Source organism: Nocardia cyriacigeorgica GUH-2 (assembly GCF_000284035.1).
Taxonomy (GTDB): domain Bacteria; phylum Actinomycetota; class Actinomycetes; order Mycobacteriales; family Mycobacteriaceae; genus Nocardia; species Nocardia cyriacigeorgica_B.
Genome location: NC_016887.1, coordinates 3,043,664 through 3,068,779, shown reverse-complemented (window position 1 = coordinate 3,068,779; position 25,116 = coordinate 3,043,664). Strand labels below are relative to the sequence as shown.

Genomic DNA, 25,116 nt, shown 5'->3' with positions numbered 1-25,116 from the left:
TGATCGCGTGACGGGGTTGAAGAACAGTTGGGAAGCCGTGCTGTCGCGGGCGCACGAACTGCCGTCGACGCCCGCGCCCGGCACCGTGACATTGCGGGCGCGTGGGGTGAGTGTCGAGCGGCGCGGCGGCGGCGCGAAACCGCGACGCGTGCTCGCCGACGTCGATTTCGAGGTCGCCGCAGGCGAAGTCGTGGCGCTGGTTGGCCCCAACGGCGCGGGCAAGTCGACGTTGCTGGCGGTGCTGGCCGGCGAGCTGGAACCCACCGAAGGCAGTGTGGAGCTCGACGGCCGCGCCGTCACCGAATGGACGCCCCTGGACATGGCGCGCCGCCGCGCGGTCCTGCCGCAAAGCCACACCGTCGGGTTCCCGTTCTCCGCGGGTGCGGTGGTGGCGATGGGCCGTGCGCCCTGGCAGCGCACGGCATTGCGTGAACGCGACGACGAGATCATCGCCGCCTCGATGGCCGCCACCGACGTCACCCACCTGTCCGAGCAGGCGTTTCCCACCCTGTCCGGTGGTGAGCGGGCCCGTGTGGCGTTGGCCCGGGTCCTGGCCCAGGACACCGCGACCCTGTTGCTGGACGAACCCACCGCCGCCCTCGACCTCGGCCACCAGGAAGCGGTGCTACGCCTGGCCGACCAGCGTGCCGAAGCCGGGGCCGCGGTGGTGGTGGTCCTGCACGATCTCGGCGTCGCCGCCGCCTACGCCGACCGGGTCGCCGTCCTCGACAACGGCCGCATCGCCGCCGACGGCCCACCCCGCGAGGTCCTCACCACCGACCTGCTGACCCGCGTCTACCAGTACCCGGTCGAAGTGCTCGACCATCCGGTGACGGGCGCGCAGCTGGTGCTACCAGCGCGGGGTGGGGGCGTCGGGTAGCCGGCCAGTACGGGTCTCCGGTGCGGACATCCGCTGGAACTCGGGAGCCCTTGCGGCACTTCACCTCTACTCTCGAAGGATGGTGCCGCTCCACAGCCTGATCGCCTTTGCCGGATTGGCGTTCGTCCTCGTCGTCGTCCCGGGACCGAGCGTGTTGTTCACCATCGGACGTGCCATCACGGTCGGGCGGCGGGCCGCGCTGCTCACTGTTGCGGGCAACGCCGCCGGCGTCTATGTGCAAGTCGTTGCCGTCGCGGTGGGTCTGGGCGCGATAGTGACGACATCGGCGACGGTGTTCACGGCGATCAAGCTCGCCGGTGCCGGCTATCTGATCTGGCTGGGCATTCAGGCGATCCGGCACCGGCACGACATGGTCGCGACCGTCTCTGCCGCAATGCCATCGCAGCGGCGCACGATGATGACCGCGCTGCGTGACGGATTCGTCGTCGGCTTCGCAAACCCGAAATCCATCGTCTTCCTGGCAGCGCTGCTGCCGCAATTCGTGACCACCTCGGCCGGTGCCGTGCCCGTGCAAATGATGCTGCTGGGACTGTGTATCCCGGTATTCGGCCTGATCTTCGACTCGATTTGGGCCTTGGCCGCGGTGGCAGCCCGCACCTGGTTCGGGCGCTCGCTACAGCGGTTGGCGGCGGTCGGTGCGACCGGCGGCGTCGTCATGATCGGTATCGGCACCTCGCTGGCGTTCACCGGTAACAGGGCGGCTGCGTGAGATTCGGGGTGCGCCCGCTGGTACCACGGGTTCCTGACCATCGAACACGCACCCGCCCTGCATAACGGGGTCGCCGTAGTATCCGGCCGGAACGTCGAGGGACCTGGCCTAGGCTACGTGAGCGCGGCGACGGCCGGGGCGAACATGGTCTGTTTGATGGCGGCCAGAGTGCCCGGATCCTTGGCTCCCAGCGGGGTCAGGAGTTCGATGGCGGCGGAGACCAATTCGCCTTCGGGTGCGGTGGTGTCGACGATGCCTGCTGCGGCGGCGTCCACGCCGCCCCAGCGGCGTCCGGTCGTCATCGATGCCACGGCGGTCTGCGGGGTGAGTTTGGCTTGGATCAGTGCCGCCATGCCGGGGGTGAAGGGGATGCGGATGTCGACTTCGGGGAAGCAGAAGTAGCCGCGGTCGGCGCGCATGATGCGGTAGTCGTGGGCGATGGCGAGCATGGCGCCGGCGCCGAATGCGTGGCCGGGCATGGCGGCGACGGTGGGCAGGCCGAGGGTGAGGACCCGGGCGAAGAGCTGGTGAACACGGCCGACGTACCAGTCGGCGCGGTCGCCGTTGGCCGAGAGCCAGTCCAGGTCGAGGCCGTTGGAGTAGAACTTGGCGCTCGCGGTGGTGATGAGGGCGTGCGCGCCGTCGGCGAGGACGGTGTCGAGGTGGGTGTTCAGTTCGTCGAGGAAGGCGGGGGAGAAACGGTTTTCGCCGTCGCCGAGGTCGAGGACGGCGATCTTGTCGTGGTAGTCGAGGCTGGGCATGGGGGCTCCTTGTTCTTTCCGGGTCTAGTCGGGTGGTCCGACGTCGAGGACGGCGCGTACCGCCGCACGGAGTTGGTGCTGGGCGTGGGGTGAGTCGATCTGGTCGCGGCGCAACAGGATCGCGGTGGGCAGATCGACGAGGCAGGTGGTGATGACGGCGACCGCGCGGGCGTCGCGGCGCTCCCACATCGCCTGCGCCAGCCGGATCATCAACCCGACCAGGGCGCGGTCGGTGCCGGCGAGTTCGTCGGCGAGCGCCTCGGGCAGGTCGTCGCCGAGGAGTTGGTCGCGGGAAATGGTCAGCAGCAGCGCCGAGGAGTCGGGGTGTTCGCGGGCGAAGAGCGCGGGTGTGGCCGCGGCGGCGACGACGGCGTCCACGCAGGCGGGGGAGCCGGGCTGCGGGGTGGCCGGGAGGACGGCGTCGACCTGCGCGTTCTGCATCTCGAGGAATCGGTGCGCGGCGCGTAACCAGGCGCGAGCCAGCAGTTGCGCGCGGGAGCCGAAGCTGTGGTAGATCGCGCCGTTGGAGACCCCGGTCGCGGCGGCGACGGCCCGGATGGTGACCGCGGCCGGGCCCGAGGTCGCAGCCAGGTGGGTGGCTGCGTCGAGGACGGCGTCGGGGTCGTGAATCCGTGGGCGGGGCATGCCACCACCATAACAGAGCACTTGCTCTGTTATACAGACGCGGTAGCAGGTCGTGCCAGTTTTCTGAACGGAGATCGGATGCTGCGCACCCGGTTCCCTTCCCGCGCTTAATGTCTCAGGAAGTAACTGATACCCGGTGACACTCTGTAATAGGAGTCGGGACTCGGCTACCCTCGGGCCAGCCGACGACACGATGGGGTACCGTTCGGTCCTTCCACCAGCCCATACCAATAGAACGGCGCCGTATGTCACGAGTGGTCACCAAGGAGCAGTACTTCCACACCGGACTGGAAGTGCTCGCCGAACTCGGCTTCAAACATCTCAACATCGGCGTGCTGTGCCGGCGCCTCGGTGTCACCAGCGGCTCCTTCTACCATCATTTCGGTAGTTGGCAGGGTTTCGTCGACGCTCTGCTGGACCATTGGGAGAACCGCCAGGTCCTCATCCTGCGCACCCTCAACTTCAACCAGGGCCACCCCGACGACGATGTTCGCGCCATGTCGGATCTGGCGCTGGGCTTGCATCACGCCGCCGAAGCCGCGATCCGCGCGTGGGCGGCCAATGACGAATCGGTGAATCTGGCGGTCAAGCGGGTCGACGAATCCCGCAGGCGCACCGTGCACAAGGCGATCAAGGGTGTGGTGGGCGATGACGATACCGCCGCGGTGGTCACCGAGCTGGGGATGGCGATGCTGATCGGTTTCCAGCAGACCGCCACCGGTGAGCAGCCCATCGGCCTGGACCGGTTGCTCACCGAATACGCGCGCCTGATCTACACCCACGCCCGCCGGGTGGGTGCCGGCTCTTAGAGTGGAGTGATGGCGGGCGCGCTCGTCGTCGACCGGCAGCGGTGGCTGGGTCACCGTTGGTATCGCCACGGCTTCGGCGCCGACGGTATGGAGCTGGACGTTCTGTTGCTGCTCGGTGTCCAGGACGGTCGACCCGAGGGGGCGCTGCGGTCACTACGGGCTCGATCCGCGCCCGTAGCCATCGGACCGGACGGGCCGCTGGTGGCGATGTGGTCGGTGCGGGGCGCGCCGCATGTGCATCGCCTCGATCGCCTGGATTTCGTCACTGCCGCGAATACACCGTTGCCCACCGACTCCGGTGGCGCGGACGCGGTCGAAGCGGTCGACGCCGTGGCCGATGCTTTGCGCGCTGTGGTCACCGGCCCGATTTCCAAGTCCGAGGCCAGCACTCGCGTCACCGAACGTGTCCCGGATGAGTTGGTGCGGTGGTGTGAACGCTGCCAGGCGCGGCATGTGCCCGATGGATTGTTCCGCACCGCCGGGTGTCGGGCCCAGATCCTGGTGGGCGCGGATGAGCGGCGCGGCACCGTCTTGTGGCCCGCTCCGGCGCATCCGCGCGAGCGTCCGCGGCAGCCGCGCGCGACCCTGCTCGACACCTTCTTCCGCGTCAACGGTCCGACCACGCGCGCCGTGTTCGCCGAATGGCTGGGGGTCGAACCGGTCGATGTGACCAGCGTGTGGAAGGCGGCCGATCTGGTGCCGGTCACCGTCGACGGGCGCCGCTACAGCCTGCCCAGCGCCCTCGTCGACGACCTGCTGTCCGCACCGCCGGCCTCGGGCACGGTCCTCGTCCCGCCGCACGACCCGTATCTGCGGCAGATCGACCGAACGCTGCTGGTGCCCGAGACGGCCTACCGCAGGCTGGTGTGGCGGCCGGTGTCGGCACCCGGCGCAGTGCTCGACGCTGGTGAGGTGGTGGGCATCTGGCGTTATCGCCGTGGCGAGAACCTGGTCACGGTGACCGGGTTCGAGGCGCTGAGCGCTGGTGTGCGGCGGCGGATCGAGCGTGCCGCCGAGGTGCTGGCCGACGCCTCGGGTTCGGCGAAACTCGAGGTCGTGTTCGATCATCGTGAGTAGCGACGACCCAGCACCGCCTTTGTGGGACAGCAACGCCGACTACCTCGTTCGTGCCGCTCTGTGGGTGACAGTGGCGCCGTTCACCTCGTTCGCGCCGCGAGCCGGCGCTGATGCGGCGACAATGGACCGATCAGCCGGGTGGAGGAGGCAACGATGGGTCTCAGCGCAGACGACGTCCGCGCGGTCACGTTCAGCAAGCCGCCGTTCGGTGCCCGCGGCTATCGCGAAGACGATGTCGACGACTTCCTCGACCGGGTCGAAGCCACCTTGCGCGGCGCCGACCGGTTGACCGCGGCCGAGGTCCGCGAGATCACGTTCCGGCGGCCGCGATTCGGGCACCGCGGCTACGACGAACGCGAAGTCGACGCCTTCTTGGACCTGGTGGAGAAAACCCTCACCCGATAGCAGTGTTTCGGCGACGGTCTCGTCGCATCGTCGGCGATCCGATCGAGGTCGCGCGGGGCCCATCCGGTGGCGTCACCGCCCCGGGACCGGTGATACAACCGACGGCCGCCGAGCCCGGTGAAACTATCGCCGCATGTACTCGTCGAGCGCATCGATGTTGTCGACGCTGGCCAGGACCGCCCGCGCCTGGACCCGCCGCCATCCTTGGGTGCGGGCGCCTATCTCGGTGGTCAACGTGATGCGGATCAGCGGCGAGGAAGGTGCACGCACCACCGTCAACAGGCCCGTGTCGGAGTCGAAGTCCAGGCCGAGCGTGACGGGGTTGCGGATGTCGGTGGGCTGCTCACGAACATCGGCGATCGCCGCGGCGGGAATGTCGATGGCGGCGAGCCAGCCGAACCGCAGCCGCACCCCTGTGGCGTCGACCCGTAGCCAACCCCACAGGGGTGAGGCGAGCGCGACGATCACCAGCACGGTCAACGCGGCGGCGACGAGGTCGACCGCGGTGGCGATCCCGGTGGGCAGGAAGGCATGGGCGAGGAAGTGCAGGACCGCCGCCTCGAGCAGTCCGAGTGCGCCGATCCCGGCGACGAGACCGGCCCAGCCGCGCCTGCGCCCCAATCCGATCCGAGTCGCGCGTGCCTGATCGTTGCGGTCGGCGGTCATGGTCACCTCTCGGGGGAGCTCGGGGCGGTCATGTCGGGGAGCGGTTAGTGAGGGTGGTGACGAGGCCGCCCAGGGGTGCGGCGCGGGCGGCGCGGTATTCGGTGGGGGTGATGATGCGGTGTTCGCGCAGGATGCGCAGTGCGGTGGCGAGGTCGGTGGTGAGGCGTTCGCGCTCGGCGTCGGGGAGGGCGGCTACGGCGTCGAGGGCTCGTTGGTAGCGGCGGGTGCCGGGGCTGGGGGTGAGGGAGGAGCCGTGCAGGCCGGTGAAGCCCAGGGCCACGGCGGCCAGCGTCAGGTAGAACACGGGGGTGGGGGCGGGGTCGTCGGTGGCCGAGTTCCAGATCCGGCTCTCGAGCATCCCGATCCCGAACGCCGGGAGGAAGCCGATGGTGAACACGACGGCGCCCCAGAGTGCATCGGCGCCGGTGCCGTAGCCCCGCCAGGCACGCACCCATCCGGTGATCTGCAATCCGGCGCACACGCCCATCAGCAGGCCCGCGATGATCCATGCGGAATACGGGTGTGCGGAGCCGAGCCAGAAGGCGATCACACCGGCGGCCAGGGCGGTGATCGCGGCGGCGCAATACCAGCCGCCACGCCATGGCAGGACCCGTCCCCGGACCCGCAGCAGCAGCTGGATGTGCGGATGGCCGGTGAACAGGTGCGCCTCGAGCGTCTCCCAGCTCACGCCGGGTAGACGCCGCCGCTCTTGCGCCCATGCGGTCGCCGGCGCCGATTCCGCTGACGCAACGTCCATCTCGGCCTCCCACCTGGTGTCGTTCCAGTGTGGCAGCCGAGTTCAGCGCTGCCTGTGCAGGTATCCGACCGGTGCGGCGGACGAGGGCGGCGAGCACGGTCAGTGCGCTGTGGTAATCGACGGTTTCGGCGAGTCTGCTGCCACGCATCTGCCAGCCGGACCGGCCGAAGAACTGGCCCGTTGTCGTGAGCTGCTCCCGGTGCCTCGGGCGAGTGTGGTGTCTGAGGCCGCCGACGTCGCCGCCAGACCGAACGCCGACACCACCTCGACGAAGGAGGCCTCGGCGCCCATCCAGTGGCCGGCGGCCCGGCGGACGCGTGCCGCACGGGTTATCGCAGGTGGATGGGCATGCGCACGAGCCCGTGCAGTGCGAGCCCGTCGCGCGGCGCGGGGTCGGCGGCGAGGGCCAGTCCGGGGAAGCGTCGTAGCAGGGCGGGGAAGGCGATCTGGGCTTCGAGGCGGGCCAGGGGAGCGCCGAGGCAGTAGTGGATGCCGCCACCGAAGGATAGGGGTGGTTCGCCGTCGCGGTCCAGGCGCAGCCGGGCGGGGTCGTCGAAGATTTCGGGGTCATGGTTGGCGGCGCCGAGCAGCATGATGACGCGTTGGCCTGCGGCCAGTTCCAGTCCGCCGACGTTCATCGCTTCGGGTGCGGTGCGGGAGGTGAGCAGCTGCACCGGCGAGTTGTAGCGCAGGAGTTCTTCGACCGCGGAGCCGGCGAGCTCGGGGTGTTGCCGCAGCTGGTCGGCTTGGTCGGGGTGGTCGAGCAGGGCGAGGAGTCCGTTGGCGAGCAGGCCGGTGGTGGTTTCGAAGCCGGCGGCGAACAGCAGCGCGGCCATGGTGATCAGTTCGTCGTCGGGCAGTCCGTCGGGGGTGGCGAGTGCGGACAGCAGGTCGTCGGCGGGTTCGCGGCGGCGGCGCGCAATCAGCTCGCCGAGGTAGTCGATGATGGTGTCGGCCGCGGTGTCGGCGGCGGCGACGGTGGGTTCGTCGAGGCGGTCCAGCACCATGGTCCAGTCGCGCACCAGTGGCTGGAAGCGCATGCGGTCGGATTCGGGGATGCCGAGCAGTTCACCGATCACGGTGACCGGCAACGGGAATGCGAACTCGTCGATGAAGTCCACGGGACCGTCGGCGGCTTCCATCCGGTCGAGCAACCCGCTGACCAGGCCCTCGATCGCCGCCCGCATCCCGGCGACGCGGCGGTTGGTGAACGCGCCGGACACCAGTCGCCGCAGCCTGGTGTGTTCGGGTGGGTTGGCCACCAGCATGCTGCCGAAGATCAACCGCAATCCGGGTCGCTGCCGCCAGTGTGGGAATCCGTTGGCGGTCAACGAGGTCTCGGGTCGTTTGCGCAGCCGGTGATCGCGTGCCAGCGCCGACACCAGCCGGTAGCCGGTGACCACGAGGGTCCCGTCGGGAGCCGGCACCGCTGGTCCGCAGGCCCGCAACCGCTCATACAGCGGGTAGGGGTCGGCGCGGCCTTCGGGTTCGGCGAGCTTCAGCAAAACCTGTCCGACGATGTCGGCGGTGGTCTCGACGCTCATGAACGGCCCCCTGGTTGGTCACGTGCGAGCTCACCGACGAGCGTACCGGCCGGATCAGGCGCCCACCGGCGCTCGAACCACCTGCTCTCATCGGGTTGTACTTTTCTCCAATCCGCGCCCGGTGTTGCGGTGGGAATGCTCGGATTCGCCGCGAATGCGATCCGCGCCGGTCACCGGAACTCCTAGCGTCGCCACGAGTTTCGAATCAGATCCGGTGCGCGATGGCCGGGAGTGCGTGAGAGGGCAGACATGGGTTGGGAAGTACGACGCGCCGCACGAGCGGCGGCGGTCCTGGCGGGCGCGGCGATCATGGCGGCGGGCACGGTATCGGGGCAGGTCCAGGCTGGTCCGCAGGTGCCGTTCACCGAACAGCTACTGGCCGACCAGATCAATCAGGCCACACCGCACCCCGGCCTCGCGGCGGTCACGTCGACCGGCAGCGCGGGCACGGTGCCCAGCCGGTCGACCGTCGCGGCGGGGCCGGGCCCGGAGATGACGGCCGCGCTGGCCGCGTTCGCTTACGGTCTACTGCATCCGAATGCGGCGCCGCCGGGCGCCAATGACTGGAATTGCCGCCCCACCGCTGAGCATCCGCGTCCGGTGGTGTTGATGCACGGGTCGTGGATGAACGCCTACGACAATTTCGCCTACCTGTCCCCGCGGCTGGCGCGCGCCGGTTTCTGTGTGTTCGCCCTCAACTACGGGCAGGCCGGGGTGCTCGACGGCGGTGGTCTGGGCCCGCTGCTGCCGGGACGCAACGCGGTCGGGCCGATGACGCAATCATCGCGCCAGCTGGCCGATTTCGTGGACCGGGTACTGGGGGAGACGGGCGCGCAGTCGGTCGATATCGTCGCCCACTCCCAAGGTGGCACCGTGTCGAACCACTATGTGAAGTTCGACGGCGGCAACCAGAAGGTGACGAAACTGGTCACCCTCGGCGCCACCCATCACGGCACCAGCCTGCTCGGCATCGCCGCCCTCGGGCGCGCCATCAACGATCTAGGTGTCGACATCCTCGGGTTCAACCAGCTGTTCGTCGGCCCGGCCAATATCGAACAGGTCATCGGCTCACCGTTTCTGACCGCGCTCAACGCCGGCGGCGACACCGCGGCGGGCGTCGACTACACCGTCATCGGCTCGCGGTGGGACGAAATCGTCAACCCCTACGATCTGACGTTCCTGCGGGCAGGCCCGGACGCCACCGTCACCAACCTGACCGTGCAGGACGGCTGCGAACAGGACCTGTCCGATCACCTGACGATGATGTATTCCCCGCGCGCGACGTCGATGGTGTTGCGGGCCCTCGATCCCGCCGCGCACCCGGATCTGGTGTGCACGTTCAATCCGTGGCTGGTCGGTGGGGGCGGCAGCCTCTAGCTGCCGGTGTCGCCGGTCCCGTGGTAGCTCAGCGCGGCGGCCCGGCTCCACTGCCGGTAGCCGCGGTCGCGGTCGGCGGCCGACACGGTGGGTAGCCAGCGTCCGGCGATGTGGCGGTTGCGGCGCAATCCGTCCAGGTCCGGCCACAAGCCGACCGCCAGCCCCGCCGCGTAGGCCGCACCGAGGGAGACGGTTTCGGCGAACAGCGGCCGCTGCACCGGTATCCCGAGCGCGTCGCTGATCTGCTGCATCAGCAGATTGTTCGAGGTCATCCCGCCGTCGACGCGCAGCTCGGTCACCGGTTGCCCGGTGTCGGCGTTCAACGCCTCGACCACTTCCCGGGTCTGCCATGCGGTGGCCTCCAGCACCGCCCGCGCCAGGTGTCCGCGAGTGATGTAGGAGGTCAGTCCGGTGATCACCCCGCGCGCTTCGGCCTGCCAGCGCGGTGCGAACAACCCGGAGAACGCCGGCACCACCGAGCAGCCGCCGTTGTCGGCGACGGTGGCGGCGAGGGTTTCGATCTCGGGCGCGGCGTCGATGAGCCCGAGCCGGTCGCGCAGCCACTGCACCAGCGAACCGGTGGAGGCGATCGACCCTTCCAGCGCGTAGTGGGCGGGTTCGGCACCGAGGCGGAACCCGACGGTGGTCAGCAGCCCGTGCCGGGAAAACACCGGCGCGGTCCCGGTATTCGACAACAGGAACGCGCCGGTGCCGTAGGTGCATTTGGTTTCCCCGGCCGCGAAACAGGTCTGCCCGACCAGTGCCGCCTGCTGATCGCCGAGCGCGGCCGCGATCGGGATCCCGGCCGGCTCGATGACGGTGTGGCCGTAGATCTCGGCGCTGGAGCGGATGTCGGGCAGCATCGCGCGCGGGATGCCGAAGAACTCGAGCAGCCGGGCATCCCAGTCCAGGGTGTGCAGGTTCATCAGCAGGGTGCGCCCGGCGTTGCTCACATCGGTGACGTGCGCGCCGCCGGTGAGGTTCCAGATCAGCCAGGAATCCATGGTGCCGAACAGGATGTGGCCGCGTTCGGCGTCGTCGCGCAGGCGTTCGTCGCGGTTGAGCAACCAGCGGATGCGCGGGGCGGCGAAATAGCCCAGCAGCGGCAGCCCGGACAGCCGGCTCACCTCGGCGGCGTCGGGGCGTGCGGCCAATTCGGCGACCAGATCGTCGGTCCGGGTGTCCTGCCAGACGATGGCATTGCCGACCGGGCGGCCGGTGCGCCGATCCCACAGCAGCGTCGTCTCCCGCTGGTTGGCGATCCCGATCCCCACCACCTGCCCGGCGGCGATCCCGGCCGCACCGATCGCGCGCCCGATCAACGCCTCGACATGGCGGCGCACCTCGGCCGCGTCGTGTTCGACCCGCCCGGCCGCCGGATACAGCTGACGATGCTCACGCTGCACCACCGACACCAACTGCCCCGCCGCGTCGTAGACGATGGCGCGGCTCGAGGTGGTGCCCTGATCGACCGCCAGCACGAACCGGTTGCTGGCCCGCCCCGCCGCTCTCACCGCCGCACCCGCGCCCGGTCGGCGGCGATATCGCCCGAGATCGCCGACGCCGCCGACCGCACCAACTCCACCAGCCCCGGCCCCACCACCGCCGCACTGCTCACCCGGTCCACCGCGCCGACCACACCGATCGCGCCGACCACCCGCCCACCGGGATCACGCACCGGTGCCGCGACCGAGGCCCGCTCGGCCGCGAATTCACCGATATCGGTGGCGAACCCCTGCGCCCGCACCTGCGCGATCTGGGCGTGCAGCGCACGCGGCGCGGTGATGGTGCGGCGAGTGAAAGCGGTGAGTTCGTCGCCGCGTTCGGCGAGTCCGGGGGTGTAGGCGAGCAGCACTTTGCCCAGTGCGGTGGCATGCAACGGCAACACCACACCGACCCGCAGCCGCTGCGGCGACGGATCCGGGCGGAACACGTGGTGCACGATCTGCACGCCGTCGTCGTGCACCGCACCCATCCGCACCGATTCCCCCGACCGCGCCGCCAACGTGTCGGCCCAGTTCATCGCATACGAGCGCAACACATTGGTGTCCATACCAGCACCGGAGGGACCCGCACCCATCCGGTATTTCCCGCTGCGCGAATCCTGCTCCACATATCCCACCCCGTGCAGCGTCCGCAGCAACCCGTGGACGGTCGCCTTGGGCAGCCCCAACGCGCCCGCCACCTCGCTCACCCCGATCCCGAACGGCGCCTGCGCCACCAAGGCCATGATCGCGGCGGCACGTTCGATCGACTGAATGGAACCGGGCACCCACCTACCGTAGCCGCGAATCGTTCGACATTGTCGAACGCACCCCGTTGTCGGCGGCGTCGGCGGTTCCTAGGTTCGGCAGTGGCCGCTCCTGCGACGGGCAGCGAGCCCGACAACGGAAGAACAGATGACCGACCTCATCGGCGCCCTCGACCAAGGCACCACCAGCACCCGATTCCTGATCTTCGACCACACCGCAACCGTCATCGCCGGCCACCAGCTCGAACACGAGCAGATCCTGCCGCGCCCCGGCTGGGTCGAACACAACCCCGTCGAAATCTGGGAACGCAGCTGCGCGGTCATCCAAACCGCCCTGGGCCGCCACGGACTGCGCGCCCGCGACCTGGCCGCCATCGGCGTCACCAACCAACGCGAAACCACCGTCATCTGGGACCGCACCACCGGCCGCCCCCTGCACAACGCCATCGTCTGGCAAGACACCCGCACCGACCGCATCGCCGCCGAACTCGACGCCACCGCAGGCCCACTCATCCGCCACCGCACCGGACTACCACCGGCCACCTACTTCTCCGGCGGCAAGATCCGCTGGCTGCTCGACACCCAACCGGGTCTGCGCGCCGCCGCCGAACGCGGCGACGCCCTGTTCGGCACCATCGACACCTGGCTGCTGTGGAACCTCACCGGCGGCACCCGCGGCGGCATCCACCGCACCGACGTCACCAACGCCGCCCGCACCATGCTCATGGACCTCGACACCCTCGACTGGGACGACGAACTTCTCACCCTGTTCGACATCCCACGCGCCATGCTGCCCGCCATCACCGCCTCCGCCCACCCCACCCACTACGGCCACACCAGCCCCGACGGCCCCTTCGCCGCCGCCGTCCCCATCACCGCCGCGGTGGGGGACCAGCAGGCCGCCATGATCGGCCAGGTCTGCTTCGAACCCGGCCAAGCCAAAAACACCTACGGCACCGGCAACTTCCTGCTCCTCAATACCGGCACCACCCCCGTGCGCTCCACCAACGGCCTGCTCACCACCGTCTGCTACCAACTCGGCGACCAATCACCCGTCTACGCCCTAGAAGGCTCCATCGCCGTCACCGGATCCGCCGTGCAATGGCTGCGCGACCAACTCGGCATCATCTCCGGCGCCGCCCACAGCGAATCCCTCGCCGCCGAAGTCGCCGACAACGGCGGCGTCTACTTCGTGCCCGCCTTCTCCGGACTGTTCGCACCGCACTGGCGCTCCGACGCCCGCGGCGCCATCGTCGGCCTCACCCGCTACGCCACCAACGCCCACATCGCCCGCGCCACCCTCGAAGCCATCTGCTACCAAACCCGCGACGTCATCGACGCCATGACCGACGACTCCGGCGTCGCCCTGCAAGTGCTGCGCGTCGACGGCGGCGTCACCGCCAACAACCTGTGCATGCAGATCCAAGCCGACATCCTCGGCGTCCCCGTCAGCCGCCCCGTCATCACCGAAACCACCGCCCTCGGCGCCGCCTACGCCGCGGGCCTGGCCACCTGCTACTGGCACGACACCGACGAACTACGCCGGCACTGGCGCGAAGACACCCGCTGGCAACCCACCTGGACCGAACACCAACGCGCCCACGGCTATCGCGGCTGGACCAAAGCCCTCGGCCGCACCCTCGACTGGGCCACCCCCTGACCACCCCACGATCACAAGGACACCTGATGACCGGCCACCCACTCGCACCACGCCCACTCAACCCCACCACCCGCGCCCACGCCCTGCACACCATGGCCACCACCGAACTCGACGTCCTGGTCATCGGCGCGGGCGTCGTCGGCGCAGGCACCGCCCTCGACGCCGTCACCCGCGGACTGCGCGTCGGCCTCGTCGAAGCCCGCGACTACGCCTCCGGCACCTCCAGCCGCTCCTCCAAACTCATCCACGGCGGCCTGCGCTACCTCAAACAACTCAACTTCGGCCTCGTCTTCGAAGCGCTGCGCGAACGCTCCCTCATCCTCGACACCCTCGCCCCACACCTGGCCAAACCCGTCGAATTCCTCTACCCGCTCGAACGACCCGTGCTCGACCGCGCCTGGGCCGGCGCAGGTATCGGCGTCTACGACATCCTCGGCGCGGGCCGCGGCGTCCCCGCCCACCACCGCCACCTCGGCCGCCACGCCACCCGTGACCGGTTCCCCGGCGCCGGCGCCCGCATCCGCGGCGGCATCAGCTTCTACGAAGGCCAGATCGACGACGCCCGCCACACCATGATGCTGGCCCGCACCGCCGCCACCCACGGCGCCCTGTGCGCCTCCAGCACCCGCGTCATCGACTTCCTCCGCGACGGCGAACGCATCACCGGCGCCACCGTCGAAGACCTCGAAACCGGGCAACGCTTCGACATCCGCGCCACCCGCGTCATCAACGCCGCAGGCCCCTGGACCGACGAGATCCAAGCCATGCTCGACGCCACCCCGCAATTCCGGATCCGCACCTCCAAAGGCGTGCACATCGTCGTCCCCCGCGACTGCATCGACGCCACCACCGGACTCATCACCGAAACCGACAAGAGCCTGCTGTTCGTCATCCCGTGCCCGTGGAGCGACCAGCACTGGGTCATCGGCACCACCGACACCCCCTGGGACCACGACCTGGCCCACCCCGCCGCCACCCGCACCGACATCGACTACATCCTCGACCAGGCCAACCGGCTGCTGGACAACCCCATCGGCCACGACGACATCGTCGGCGTCTACACCGGCCTGCGGCCCCTGCTCGCCGGCAACACCGACCAGACCACCACCCTCTCCCGCGAACACGCCGTCATCACCCCCGTGCCCGGACTCGTCCTCGTCGCCGGCGGCAAATACACCACCTACCGCGTCATGGCCGCCGACGCCGTCGACGCCGCCATCGCCGGCCTGCCCCAGCGCATCGGCCCCACCCGTACCCACCAGGTCCCGCTCGTCGGCGCCCACGGCTACACCGAACTGTCACTCGCACGCGCCCGCCTCGCCGACGACCTGCAGCTACCCCCGGCCACCATCGACCACCTGCTCGGCCGCTACGGCAGCGCCATCACCGAAATCCGCGACCTCATCACCACCGACCCGCAGCTGGCCCGCCCCCTCGGCACGACCGCCTACCTGCGCGCCGAAATCGTCTACGCCGTCACCCACGAAGGCGCCCTGCACCTCGACGACATCCTCACCCGCCGCACCCACCTGTCCATCGAAACCCTCGACCGCGGCACCGCCGTCGCCGCCGAAGCCGCCGCGCTGGCCGCACCCCACCTCGGCTGGGACGACACCGACATCGCCCGCGAAATCGAGTGCTACACCAGCCGCGTCGCCGCCGAACTACGCGCCCAGCACCAACCCGACGACGCCACCGCCGACGCCATCCGCCGCACCGCCCCCGACTCCCGCGACACCCCGGCCACACCCGTCGGCGCCTGACCCGCGCACGCCTACTGCACCGCACGCAGGGGGAGGGGTGTGTGCGGTGCGATCCGGCGCATCTGTCGCCACACCCGGTGACGGGCGGTTCGGCCGACGGATCGGCGCCACGTCCACCCAGCACGCACCGCACGAAGCTGGGCAGTACCGCCAACACATGGCAGCATCACCAGAGTGAGCACACCCGCCACCGAGCAACACCTGCGCGACCTGGCCCGGCTCCGACGCGTCCGCGACCGCATCGACCGCGAATACGCCCAACCCCTCGACGTCGAAGCCCTCGCCCGCGACGCCCACATGTCCGCAGGCCACCTCAGCCGCCAGTTCAAACAGGCCTACGGCGAATCCCCGTACTCCTACCTGATGACCCGCCGCATCGAACGCGCCATGGCGCTGCTGCGCGTCGGGGAACTCAGCGTCACCGAGGTGTGCTTCGCTGTCGGCTGTCAATCCCTTGGCACCTTCAGCACCCGCTTCACCGAACTGGTCGGCATGCCACCCAGCGTCTACCGCCGCGAAGCCGCCGAAGCCACCGCGGGCATGCCCTCCTGCGTCGCCAAACAGGTCACCAGACCGATCAGGAATCGAGAAGCGCAGCCCGCCGACGCGCAATTAGCCTGATCAGCATGGATATCACCATCAGCGCCAGCTTCCTGCCGCACACCGACCACGAAGCCTCGATCGCCTTCTACCGCGACATCCTCGGCTTCGAAGTCCGCAACGACGTCGGCTACAACGGCCTGCACTGGATCACCGTCGGGCCGCCCGACCAAAACGACACCGCCATCGTCCTCTACCCACCCGAAGCCAGCCCCGGCCTCACCGACGACGAACGCGCCACCATCGCCGAAATGATGGCCAAAGGCACCTACGCCAGCATCGTGCTCGCCAGCAAAGACGTCGACGGCACCTTCGAACGCCTGCAAGCCGGCGACGCCGAAGTCGTCCAAGAACCCACCGACCAGCCCTACGGCGTCCGCGACTGCGCCTTCCGCGACCCCTCGGGCAACCTGCTGCGCATCCAACAGGCCGCCTGACCCAGCCACCCACCGGCAAACCACCACCGCGACCGGTCCCCACCACCGCCGGCGGGGACCCGTTCGCCCGCGCACCACCCCGCCCGCCGAATAACATCGCGCACAAGACCCGACAGCCCGCACCACAACCGATGGAGAACCCACCATGAGCCCGGCCAAGACCAAGGACACCGCACCGGCCGCCCTGCCCCTGGCCGACAGCCACGACACCATCCGCGTCCAAGGCGCCCGCGAGAACAACCTCAAAGACATCAGCGTCGACATCCCCAAACGCCGCCTCACCGTCTTCACCGGCGTCTCCGGCTCCGGCAAGAGCTCCCTGGTCTTCTCCACCATCGCCGCCGAATCCCAGCGGATGATCAACGAAACCTACAGCGCCTTCGTCCAAGGGTTCATGCCCAACCTCGCCCGCCCCGACGTCGACGCCCTCGACGGCCTCACCACCGCCATCATCGTCGACCAGGAACGCATGGGCGCCAACGTCCGCTCCACCGTCGGCACCGCCACCGACGCCAATGCCTTGCTGCGCATCCTCTTCAGCCGACTCGGACAACCGCACATCGGCTCACCCCAAGCGTTCTCCTTCAACGTCGCCTCCATCAGCGGCGCAGGCGCGGTCACCATCGAAAAAGCCGGCCACACCGTCAAAGAGCGCCGCAGCTTCAGCATCACCGGCGGCATGTGCCCACGCTGCGAAGGCATGGGCAAGGTCTCCGACTTCGACCTCACCCAGCTCTACAACGACAGCAAATCCCTGCGCGAAGGCGCCCTCACCATCCCCGGCTACAGCATGGACGGCTGGTACGGGCGCATCTTCATGGGCTCGGGCTTCCTCGACCCCGACAAGCCCATCCGCAAGTACACCAAACGCGAACTCAACGACCTGCTCTACAAAGAACCCACCCGCATCAAGGTCGACAACGTCAACGTCACCTACGAAGGCCTCATCCCACGCATCCAGAAATCGTTCCTGTCCAAGGACCGCGAAGCGATGCAACCCCACATCCGCGCCTTCGTCGACCGCGCCATCACCTTCACCACCTGCCCCGAATGCGACGGCACCCGCCTCAGCGAAGCCGCCCGCTCCTCCAAGATCAACGGCATCAGCATCGCCGACGCCTGCGCCATGCAGATCAGCGACCTCGCCGACTGGGTCCGCGACCTCGACGAACCCTCGGTCGCACCGCTGCTCACCACCCTGCGCCACACCCTCGAAGGCTTCGTCGAAATCGGCCTCGGCTACCTGTCGCTGGACCGGCCCGCAGGCACCCTCTCCGGTGGTGAAGCCCAGCGCACCAAGATGATCCGCCACCTCGGCTCCGCCCTCACCGACGTCACCTACGTCTTCGACGAACCCACCATCGGCCTGCACCCGCACGACATCCAGCGCATGAACGACCTGCTGCTGCGGCTGCGCGACAAAGGCAACACCGTGCTCGTCGTCGAACACAAACCCGAAGCCATCGCCATCGCCGACCACGTCATCGACCTCGGCCCCGGCGCGGGCACCGGCGGCGGAACCGTCTGCTACGAAGGCGATATCGACGGCCTGCGCGCCAGCGACACTCTCACCGGACGCCACCTCGGCTACCGCGCCGCACTCAAGAAGACGGTACGCAAAGCCGACGGCGCCCTCGAGATCCGCGGCGCGAACCAGAACAACCTCGTCGACGTCGACGTCGACATCCCTACCGGCGTCCTCACCGTCGTCACCGGTGTCGCAGGCTCCGGCAAGAGCTCGCTCATCCACGGCAACCTCGCCAAACGCGACGGCGTCGTCGTCGTCGACCAAGGCGCCATCAAGGGCTCGCGCCGCTCCAACCCCGCCACCTACACCGGCCTGCTCGACCCCATCCGCAAAGCCTTCGCCAAAGCCAACGGCGTCAAACCCGCTCTGTTCTCGGCCAACTCCGAGGGCGCCTGCCCCGCCTGCAACGGCGCCGGCGTCATCTACACCGACCTCGGCATGATGGCCACCATGGAAACCCCCTGCGAGGAATGCGAGGGCAAGCGTTTCCTCGCCGAAGTGCTCGACTACAAACTCGGCGGCCGCGACATCAGCGAAGTCCTCGCCATGCCCGTCACCGAGGCCGAGGAGTTCTTCGGCGCAGGGGAGGCCCGCACCCCCGCCGCGCACAAGATCCTGCAACGCCTCGCCGACGTCGGCCTCGGCTACCTCACCATCGGACAACCACTGACCACCCTGTCCGGCGGCGAACGCCAACGCCTCAAGCTGGCCACCCACATGGGGGAGAAGGGCGGGGTCTACATCCTCGACGAACCCACCACCGGCCTGCACCTGGCCGACGTGGAAAACCTGCTCGGCCTGCTCGACCGGCTCGTCGACGCCGGCAAAACCGTCATCGTCATCGAACACCACCAAGCCGTCATGGCCCACGCCGACTGGATCATCGACCTCGGCCCCGGCGCCGGCCACGACGGCGGCAAGGTCGTTTTCGAAGGCACCCCCGCCGACCTCGTCGCCGACCGCTCCACCCTCACCGGCGAACACCTCGCCGAATACGTCGGCGCCTGAACCACCCGCCGCCCGTCGCGCGACCATCGACCAGCGCGGCGGGCGGCGGGTAAGAAACGGCGACCCAACGACACCAATAGGGCATGGTCACTCCTACGCGCCCACACACCGAGCCACCACCCGCCACGACCGACATCCGGGACTGGCGCAGACGCTGGCTGATGGCGTCGGGATTCCCGCCGTGGTTGGCTGAAGCCGTGGCATCCGATCCGGCCTTCGACCTGCTCGCGCTCGCACAGCTCGTCGACCGAGGATGCGCACCCGAACTGGCGGTGCGCATCCTCGCGCCTCTGCCCGGAATCGAGACCCCGCCGTGAGCACCGTCAACCCCACCACCGCCGACGCCACCCGCCCGCACACCGACCAGCAATGGCTGGCGGACCTGACCGACGACGGCCCCGCCGGACACCACGCGACAGCCCGGCTGCGCGAGGTCCTGCTGCGCGCCACCCGCCACCAGATCTGGCGGCTACGCGACCTGCTGCCCGGCGCGGGCGCCGGCGAACTCGAAGACCTCGCCCAGCAATGCGCCGACGACGCCGTGATCGCCGTCCTCCGGCAACTGCCCACCTTCCAGGGCCGCAGCCGATTCACCACCTGGGCCTACAAATTCGGCGTCCACCACGCCGGAGTCGCCGTCCGCCGGCAAGCCTGGCGGCACCGCGAAATCCTGCTACCCGAAGCCTTGACCTCGGTCGCGGACCGATCGCCAACCCCCGAGGCAGTATTCGCCGCCACCGAACTCGGCTGTGCGGTAGCCGCCGCCATCGCCCGCGATCTCACCCCGCACCAGCGGCGCATCCTGCTGGCACTGGTCGTCGAGCAGGTCCCGATCGACGTGCTCGCCGAACGGCTCGGCAGCACCCGCAACGCCCTCTACAAAACCCTGCACGACGCCCGTCGCAGGTTGCGCACCGCCCTCATCGCCGGCGGACATCTCGAAACCCGCACCGATCGGAGCATCTCATGACCGATCCGCACACCCCCGGCGCCGACATCCTCGCCGGGCTGCTGGCCGACACCAGCCCCTATCTGTCCTGTGACGAATGCTTCGACCGCATCGACGAATACGTCGAACATTGCCTCGCCGACCCGCACTACGACGACCTCGCCATGCGTGTGCACCTAGCCGGTTGCGGCGCCTGCGCCGAAGAAGCCGCAACCTTGCGTGAGCTACTCGACGCGAGCCACGAGCCACGGCAGTAGCGACGCGAAAACTTCGCTGCCCGTGGGTAAGACTCGCCCGGTTGCCGCCACTAACAGTGTGAACCGGTCCCGCTCGGCAGCATCGCGAGCGCACCTCACTGGGCCGGCGCCCCTCACATTGTTAGTAGGAGAAACGAATGACTGTGCACGCCACCAGCACCCAGCACACCGCCGGCCTCGCCGAACCCGGTTACCAAGCGTTCTGGGCCTTGCGGCTCGGCTTCGGTGTCCTGCCCATCCTGTTCGGCCTCGACAAATTCGCCAACGTCCTCACCGACGACTGGACCCGCTATCTGGCCGGATTCGTCAACGACATCGTTCCCGGCGACGCGCACACCGCGATGAACATCGTCGGCGTCATCGAAATCGTCGCCGGCATCGCCGTCCTCGTACTCCCGCGCCTCGGCGCACCGCTCGTCGCGGCCTGGCTCGGCGGCATCATCATCAACCTGCTGATCGTCGGCGGCTACGGCGACATCGCCCTGCGCGACTTCGGACTCATGGCCGCGGCCTTGGTTTTGACCCGCCTGGCATGGGCGTACCCGAACGGACTGCCCACCCGACAGTGAACCCCGGCAGCCGCGAGTAACGCAGAGGAAACCCCTTCCTCTATTCGTCACTGTGACGAATAGAGGAAGGGGTTTCGACTGGACAGGGGAGCGGACCACACCGGGTCATGCCCGAATTGCGCCCCAACCCACCGATCAGCACCACTGCCCAGTAACCGCGAGCCGCCCCAGGGAGCACCTCACGCATCTCGGCACACCATGCCGAGGGGCGCTCGATCTCGCGTCGTCGTCCGACAAGTTCAGCGACGAACATCCGGGTGGACCGCGCGAAAGCTTCGACCTGACATAACGCTGGCGCAAGTCAGGAATGAACACGATGACAGCGACTGCAAACATGCGACTGCTACAGACGCCGCGCCGGGCCATGACCTTCTCGGCGGCGAACTTCGGAGGTCACCGACCCTCAGCGGCATACTCTGCACACATCTGGAGCGAGAACCCACCACTTCCACCGGCGCCGTATTTCTACCGATAATCAACATTATGTCAACTAATCGGCGGTTTCGGCTGTCCCCTGACCTCAATCGCGCCCGGTCTCGCAAACCCCTCCCAGCACCCACTTGAATGAGTAATACTTCTGAACGTGTCCACCACCTCGGACTTCGAGCGCATGCTCCGTGGTGCTGCACTGCGTGTGACGGCGCCGCGAGTGGCGGTGCTGTCGGCCGTGCACGACCATCCGCATTCCGATACCGACTCGATTCTGGGGTTGGTGCGCCAGACGTTGGGCGCGGTGTCGCATCAGGCGGTCTATGACGTGCTGCGCGCGTTGACGGCGGCGGGTTTGGTGCGCCGGATTCAGCCGATGGGGTCGGTCGCGCGGTATGAGACGCGGGTCGGTGACAACCATCATCATGTCGTGTGCCGTCGCTGCGGCGCGATCGCCGATGTGGAGTGCGCTGTCGGCGAAGCGCCATGCCTGACCGCTTCCGACGACAACGGTTTCGTCCTCGACGAAGCCGAGGTCATCTACTGGGGTGTGTGCCCCGAATGTTCGTCGCAGTCCATGCCCTCCCCCGGGTGATCACAGCCCGATTCACCCCTCCTCGAAAGGAACGTCGTGTCTGACAAGCCACCTACCAGTGAGAACACTGCCAGTGTCAGTGAGAGCGAGAACCCGGTAATCCCCTCGCCCACCCCGAAGGCGAGCCGGCCGCGGTCCAATCGTGACTGGTGGCCGGATCAGGTGGATCTGCAGGTGCTGCACCAGCATTCGGAGTTGTCGAATCCGTTCGGCCCCGATTTCGACTACGCCCGCGAGTTCGCGTCATTGGATGTGGAGGCGGTCAAACGTGATGTCTTCGAGGTCATGACGACCTCGCAGGATTGGTGGCCGGCCGATTTCGGCCACTACGGCCCGCTGTTCATCCGGATGAGCTGGCATGCGGCCGGCACCTACCGGATCGCCGATGGCCGCGGTGGCGGCGGTGAGGGCGCGCAGCGGTTCGCTCCCCTCAACAGCTGGCCTGACAACGCCAGCCTGGACAAGGCGCGGCGGTTGCTGTGGCCGATCAAGCAGAAGTACGGCCGCAAGTTGTCGTGGGCGGACCTGCTGGTGTTCGCCGGCAACTGCGCGTTGGAGTCGATGGGTTTGCCGACCTTCGGTTTCGCGTTCGGCCGCGAGGACATCTGGGAGCCGGATCAGGTGTTCTGGGGTCCGGAGGACACCTGGCTCGGCGATGAGCGCTACAGCGGTGACCGGCAGCTGGCCAAACCGTATGCGGCGGTGCAGATGGGCCTGATCTATGTGAACCCCGAGGGCCCCAACGGGGTCCCGGATCCGGTGGCGGCCGCGCGCGATATCCGCGAGACCTTCGGCCGAATGGCGATGAACGATGTGGAGACCGCGGCGCTGATCGTGGGTGGTCACACCTTTGGTAAGACCCATGGTGCGGGTCCGGCGGAGGGGCATGTGGGTCCGGAGCCGGAGGCGGCGCCGCTCGAGGATCAGGGTCTGGGCTGGAAGAGCACCTTCGGCACGGGTGTGGGCGCGGATGCGATCACCAGTGGTCTGGAGGGTACGTGGACGCCGACCCCGACCCGCTGGGACAACAGTTTCCTGGAGACGCTCTACGGCCATGAGTGGGAGATGACCAAGAGCCCGGCCGGTGCGTGGCAGTGGATTCCGAAGGATGGTGCGTCCGCGGATGCGGTGCCGGATGCTCATGATTCGTCGAAGTCGCATCCGCCGGTGATGTTGACGACGGATCTGTCGTTGCGGATGGATCCGGTGTACGAGCAGATCACGCGCCGCTGGTTGGAGCATCCGGAGGAGCTGACCGAGGAGTTCGCCAAGGCCTGGTACAAGCTGCTGCACCGCGATATGGGTCCGGTGTCGCGGTATCTGGGTCCGTGGGTTCCGGAGCCGCAGTTGTGGCAGGACCCGGTGCCGGAGGTCGATCACGAGTTGATCGACGCCGAGGATATCGCGACGTTGAAGTCGCAGATCTTGTCGTCGGGGCTGTCGGTGGCGCAGTTGGTGTCGACGGCGTGGGCGGCGGCGTCGTCGTTCCGTGGCACCGATAAGCGTGGTGGTGCCAATGGCGGGCGGATCCGGTTGCAGCCGCAGCGTGGCTGGGAGGTCAACGAGCCCGATGAGTTGGCGCAGGTGGTGCGCGTGCTCGAAGGGATTCAGGAGTCGTTCAATGCCGCCCAGGGCGGCAACAAGAAGGTGTCGTTCGCCGATCTGGTGGTGCTGGGTGGCGGTGCGGCGATCGAGTTGGCGGCCCAGAACGCCGGGGTTGCGGTGACGGTGCCGTTCACGCCGGGGCGCACCGATGCCACCCAGGAGCAGACCGATGTCGAGTCGTTCGCGGTGCTCGAGCCCAGTGCTGATGGGTTCCGCAACTATTACGGCAAGGGCAATCTGCTCTCGGCGGAGCATCTGTTGATCGATAAGGCGAATCTGCTGGGTTTGACGGCGCCGGAGATGACGGTGTTGGTCGGCGGGTTGCGCATGCTTGGCGCGAACTATCAGCAGTCGCAGTTGGGTGTGCTGAGTTCGGCGGCGGGTCTGCTGACCAACGATTTCTTCGTGAATCTGCTGGATATGGGCACGAAGTGGGAGGCCTCGGCCGCCGATGACGGCACCTATGTCGGTAAGGACCGGGTCACGGGTGCACCGAAGTGGACCGCGAGCCGGGTGGATCTGGTGTTTGGGTCGAATTCGCAGTTGCGGGCGTTGGCGGAGGTGTATGCCACCGATGACGCGAAGGAGAAGTTCGCCACCGATTTCGTGGCGGCGTGGAACAAGGTGATGAACGCCGATCGCTTCGACGTGAAGTGATGGGTGGTCGGCGGCCGGTCGTTCGGGCCGGTCGCCGACTCCCCCCGCCCTGGCGGTTCAGGGCACGATGACGGCGCGGCCGCGCAGGGTTCCGTCGGCGAGTCGGCGGTAGGCCTGTGGTGCGTCGTCGAGGGTGAAGCGTTCGACGGCGATGTCGAGGACCCCGGCGTGGGCGAGGTCGATGAGTTCGATCAGTTCGGCTCGGCTGCCCCAGTAGGGGGCGGTGACGGCGGCTTCGTAGGGGCTGATGCCGAAGCCGACGCGGGCGGCCGATTGCCCGTCGCCGAGGCCGACGATGGTGACGTCGGCGCCGACGCCGGCGACGGCCATGGCGGTGTCGACGGTGGGTTGGTAGCCGACGAAGTCCAGGACCAGGCTCGCCCCGTCCGGCCCGGTGATGGCGCGGACGTTGTCGGCGGCCGCGGCGTCGGACAGGACTGCTTCGTGGGCGCCGACGGATCGGGCGAAGGCGAGTTTGTCGTCGTTGACGTCGAGGGCGATGACCCGGGCCGGTGCGAGGTGGCGCAGCAGTTGGATGGCGACGTGGCCGAGGCCGCCGCTGCCGATGACGACCGCATAGCTGCCGGGGACCAGTTTCGGTAGTGATCGTTTGATGGCGTGGTACGGGGTGAGGCCGGCGTCGGTGAGGGGCACGGTGGCGACCGGGTCGAGATCGCCGATGGGCACCAGGTGGCGTGCGGAGTCGACGATCATGTATTCGGCGATGGCGCCGGGTGCGCCGAGGCCGGGTGGGTAGATGCCGAGTTCGGCGGCGCGGGAGCAGTAGTTCTCGGCGCCTTGGGAGCACTGCCGGCAGGTGCCGCAGCCCCAGGGGCCGTAGACGACGACCGACTCCCCCAGTTCGAGCCCGCTGACGCCGGCGCCGAGGGCGGCGACAGTGCCCGCGCCTTCGTGGCCGAGGGTGAGCGGCAGCGGGAAGGTGAGGGCGTCGGCGGGTAGTGACATGACGAAGTCGTCGGAATGGCAGACGCCGGCGGCGGTGATTTTCAGCAGGACTTGCCCGGGCCCGGGTTCGGGTGTGGGGATGTCGCGAACTTCGGGCTCGGCGCCGACGGTCGCGTATTGGAGAGCCTTCATCGCACGTCCTCCGTTCGATGCTGGTTGTCTCCACGATCGCATGCGGGCGTGCCGGCTGT

25 protein-coding genes are annotated in these 25,116 nt (G+C 68.6%); 17 read left to right on the top strand and 8 right to left on the bottom strand.

Annotation, left to right across the window (positions count from 1 at the left end; all coding sequences use genetic code 11):
• Window positions 1-7 precede the first annotated feature (7 nt).
• Window positions 8-880 (top strand): heme ABC transporter ATP-binding protein, encoded by an 873-nt coding sequence (locus NOCYR_RS13800; protein ID WP_014350996.1) that lies wholly within the window; start codon window positions 8-10, stop codon window positions 878-880.
• Between the two features lie 79 nt (window positions 881-959).
• A complete protein-coding gene (locus tag NOCYR_RS13795; protein ID WP_014350995.1) occupies window positions 960-1,610 on the top strand; it encodes a LysE family translocator in 651 nt (216 codons plus the stop codon).
• Window positions 1,611-1,723: 113 nt separating this feature from the next.
• Here NOCYR_RS13795 and NOCYR_RS13790 read toward each other — a convergent pair whose 3' ends face one another.
• Together NOCYR_RS13790 and NOCYR_RS13785 are read right to left on the bottom strand one after the other, a co-directional pair.
• A complete protein-coding gene (locus tag NOCYR_RS13790; RefSeq protein WP_014350994.1) occupies window positions 1,724-2,371 on the bottom strand; it encodes an enoyl-CoA hydratase-related protein in 648 nt (215 codons plus the stop codon).
• Between the two features lie 24 nt (window positions 2,372-2,395).
• On the bottom strand, window positions 2,396-3,016 hold the full coding sequence (locus NOCYR_RS13785; RefSeq protein WP_014350993.1) for a TetR/AcrR family transcriptional regulator: 621 nt from the start codon (window positions 3,014-3,016) through the stop codon (window positions 2,396-2,398).
• Between the two features lie 245 nt (window positions 3,017-3,261).
• On the opposite strand from NOCYR_RS13785, the gene NOCYR_RS13780 reads away from it, so the two are divergent.
• From NOCYR_RS13780 to NOCYR_RS30790, 3 genes are all read left to right on the top strand, one after another.
• On the top strand, window positions 3,262-3,825 hold the full coding sequence (locus NOCYR_RS13780) for a TetR/AcrR family transcriptional regulator (RefSeq protein WP_048833337.1): 564 nt from the start codon (window positions 3,262-3,264) through the stop codon (window positions 3,823-3,825).
• A 9-nt stretch (window positions 3,826-3,834) separates the two neighbouring features.
• The gene (locus NOCYR_RS13775) at window positions 3,835-4,902 is read left to right on the top strand and encodes a DNA glycosylase AlkZ-like family protein (RefSeq protein ID WP_014350991.1); all 1,068 of its coding nucleotides are present in this window, start codon (window positions 3,835-3,837) and stop codon (window positions 4,900-4,902) included.
• A 153-nt stretch (window positions 4,903-5,055) separates the two neighbouring features.
• Window positions 5,056-5,307: a DivIVA domain-containing protein gene (locus tag NOCYR_RS30790; RefSeq protein WP_014350990.1), complete on the top strand. Its 252-nt coding sequence runs from the start codon at window positions 5,056-5,058 to the stop codon at window positions 5,305-5,307.
• 123 nt (window positions 5,308-5,430) lie between these two features.
• On the opposite strand, the gene NOCYR_RS13765 is transcribed toward NOCYR_RS30790, so the two are convergent.
• The 3 genes from NOCYR_RS13765 to NOCYR_RS13755 all read right to left on the bottom strand — a co-directional run bounded on the left by NOCYR_RS13765 (window position 5,431) and on the right by NOCYR_RS13755 (window position 8,274).
• On the bottom strand, window positions 5,431-5,973 hold the full coding sequence (locus tag NOCYR_RS13765; RefSeq protein WP_148280632.1) for a hypothetical protein: 543 nt from the start codon (window positions 5,971-5,973) through the stop codon (window positions 5,431-5,433).
• Window positions 5,974-6,001: 28 nt separating this feature from the next.
• Window positions 6,002-6,730 (bottom strand): hypothetical protein, encoded by a 729-nt coding sequence (locus NOCYR_RS13760; RefSeq protein WP_148280631.1) that lies wholly within the window; start codon window positions 6,728-6,730, stop codon window positions 6,002-6,004.
• A 329-nt stretch (window positions 6,731-7,059) separates the two neighbouring features.
• Window positions 7,060-8,274 (bottom strand): cytochrome P450, encoded by a 1,215-nt coding sequence (locus NOCYR_RS13755; RefSeq protein WP_014350987.1) that lies wholly within the window; start codon window positions 8,272-8,274, stop codon window positions 7,060-7,062.
• 249 nt (window positions 8,275-8,523) lie between these two features.
• Between NOCYR_RS13755 and NOCYR_RS13750 the strand changes: the two genes are divergently transcribed.
• Complete coding sequence (locus NOCYR_RS13750; protein ID WP_014350986.1) at window positions 8,524-9,651, top strand: esterase/lipase family protein; 1,128 nt, start codon at window positions 8,524-8,526, stop codon at window positions 9,649-9,651.
• Here the strand turns inward: NOCYR_RS13750 and glpK (NOCYR_RS13745) are convergent.
• Both glpK (NOCYR_RS13745) and NOCYR_RS13740 read right to left on the bottom strand, forming a co-directional pair.
• Window positions 9,648-11,165, bottom strand: coding sequence for a glycerol kinase GlpK (gene glpK, locus NOCYR_RS13745; RefSeq protein WP_014350985.1), 1,518 nt, complete (start codon window positions 11,163-11,165; stop codon window positions 9,648-9,650). The genes NOCYR_RS13750 and glpK (NOCYR_RS13745) overlap by 4 nt on opposite strands.
• On the bottom strand, window positions 11,162-11,923 hold the full coding sequence (locus NOCYR_RS13740) for an IclR family transcriptional regulator (protein WP_014350984.1): 762 nt from the start codon (window positions 11,921-11,923) through the stop codon (window positions 11,162-11,164). The genes glpK (NOCYR_RS13745) and NOCYR_RS13740 overlap by 4 nt, the downstream gene beginning before the upstream one ends.
• 127 nt (window positions 11,924-12,050) lie before the next feature.
• Here NOCYR_RS13740 and glpK (NOCYR_RS13735) point away from each other — a divergent pair, with 127 nt between their 5' ends.
• The 11 genes from glpK (NOCYR_RS13735) (at window position 12,051) to katG (ending at window position 23,959) form a co-directional block, all read left to right on the top strand.
• Entirely contained in the window at window positions 12,051-13,562 is a 1,512-nt protein-coding gene (gene glpK / locus NOCYR_RS13735; RefSeq protein ID WP_014350983.1) for a glycerol kinase GlpK, read from the top strand.
• Between the two features lie 26 nt (window positions 13,563-13,588).
• Window positions 13,589-15,325, top strand: coding sequence for a glycerol-3-phosphate dehydrogenase/oxidase (locus NOCYR_RS13730; RefSeq protein WP_014350982.1), 1,737 nt, complete (start codon window positions 13,589-13,591; stop codon window positions 15,323-15,325).
• A gap of 174 nt (window positions 15,326-15,499) precedes the next feature.
• Window positions 15,500-15,946 carry a helix-turn-helix transcriptional regulator gene (locus NOCYR_RS13725; RefSeq protein WP_014350981.1) on the top strand — a complete coding sequence of 149 codons (447 nt, stop codon included), beginning with the start codon at window positions 15,500-15,502 and terminating at the stop codon, window positions 15,944-15,946.
• Window positions 15,947-15,951: 5 nt separating this feature from the next.
• On the top strand, window positions 15,952-16,362 hold the full coding sequence (locus NOCYR_RS13720; protein ID WP_014350980.1) for a VOC family protein: 411 nt from the start codon (window positions 15,952-15,954) through the stop codon (window positions 16,360-16,362).
• A 145-nt stretch (window positions 16,363-16,507) separates the two neighbouring features.
• On the top strand, window positions 16,508-18,898 hold the full coding sequence (locus NOCYR_RS13715) for an ATP-binding cassette domain-containing protein (protein WP_014350979.1): 2,391 nt from the start codon (window positions 16,508-16,510) through the stop codon (window positions 18,896-18,898).
• Window positions 18,899-18,981: 83 nt separating this feature from the next.
• Complete coding sequence (locus NOCYR_RS13710) at window positions 18,982-19,215, top strand: hypothetical protein (RefSeq protein WP_048833336.1); 234 nt, start codon at window positions 18,982-18,984, stop codon at window positions 19,213-19,215.
• On the top strand, window positions 19,212-19,868 hold the full coding sequence (locus NOCYR_RS13705) for an RNA polymerase sigma factor (RefSeq protein WP_014350977.1): 657 nt from the start codon (window positions 19,212-19,214) through the stop codon (window positions 19,866-19,868). Before NOCYR_RS13710 ends, NOCYR_RS13705 begins: the two co-directional genes overlap by 4 nt.
• Window positions 19,865-20,104 carry a hypothetical protein gene (locus NOCYR_RS13700; RefSeq protein ID WP_014350976.1) on the top strand — a complete coding sequence of 80 codons (240 nt, stop codon included), beginning with the start codon at window positions 19,865-19,867 and terminating at the stop codon, window positions 20,102-20,104. Before NOCYR_RS13705 ends, NOCYR_RS13700 begins: the two co-directional genes overlap by 4 nt.
• Before the next feature lie 137 nt (window positions 20,105-20,241).
• Complete coding sequence (locus NOCYR_RS13695) at window positions 20,242-20,673, top strand: hypothetical protein (protein WP_014350975.1); 432 nt, start codon at window positions 20,242-20,244, stop codon at window positions 20,671-20,673.
• Window positions 20,674-21,256: 583 nt separating this feature from the next.
• The gene (locus tag NOCYR_RS13690) at window positions 21,257-21,697 is read left to right on the top strand and encodes a Fur family transcriptional regulator (RefSeq protein WP_014350974.1); all 441 of its coding nucleotides are present in this window, start codon (window positions 21,257-21,259) and stop codon (window positions 21,695-21,697) included.
• A 36-nt stretch (window positions 21,698-21,733) separates the two neighbouring features.
• Window positions 21,734-23,959: a catalase/peroxidase HPI gene (gene katG / locus NOCYR_RS13685; RefSeq protein ID WP_048833335.1), complete on the top strand. Its 2,226-nt coding sequence runs from the start codon at window positions 21,734-21,736 to the stop codon at window positions 23,957-23,959.
• A 57-nt stretch (window positions 23,960-24,016) separates the two neighbouring features.
• Here the strand turns inward: katG and NOCYR_RS13680 are convergent, their stop codons facing one another.
• On the bottom strand, window positions 24,017-25,057 hold the full coding sequence (locus NOCYR_RS13680; RefSeq protein WP_014350972.1) for an NAD(P)-dependent alcohol dehydrogenase: 1,041 nt from the start codon (window positions 25,055-25,057) through the stop codon (window positions 24,017-24,019).
• Window positions 25,058-25,116: the final 59 nt, after the last annotated feature.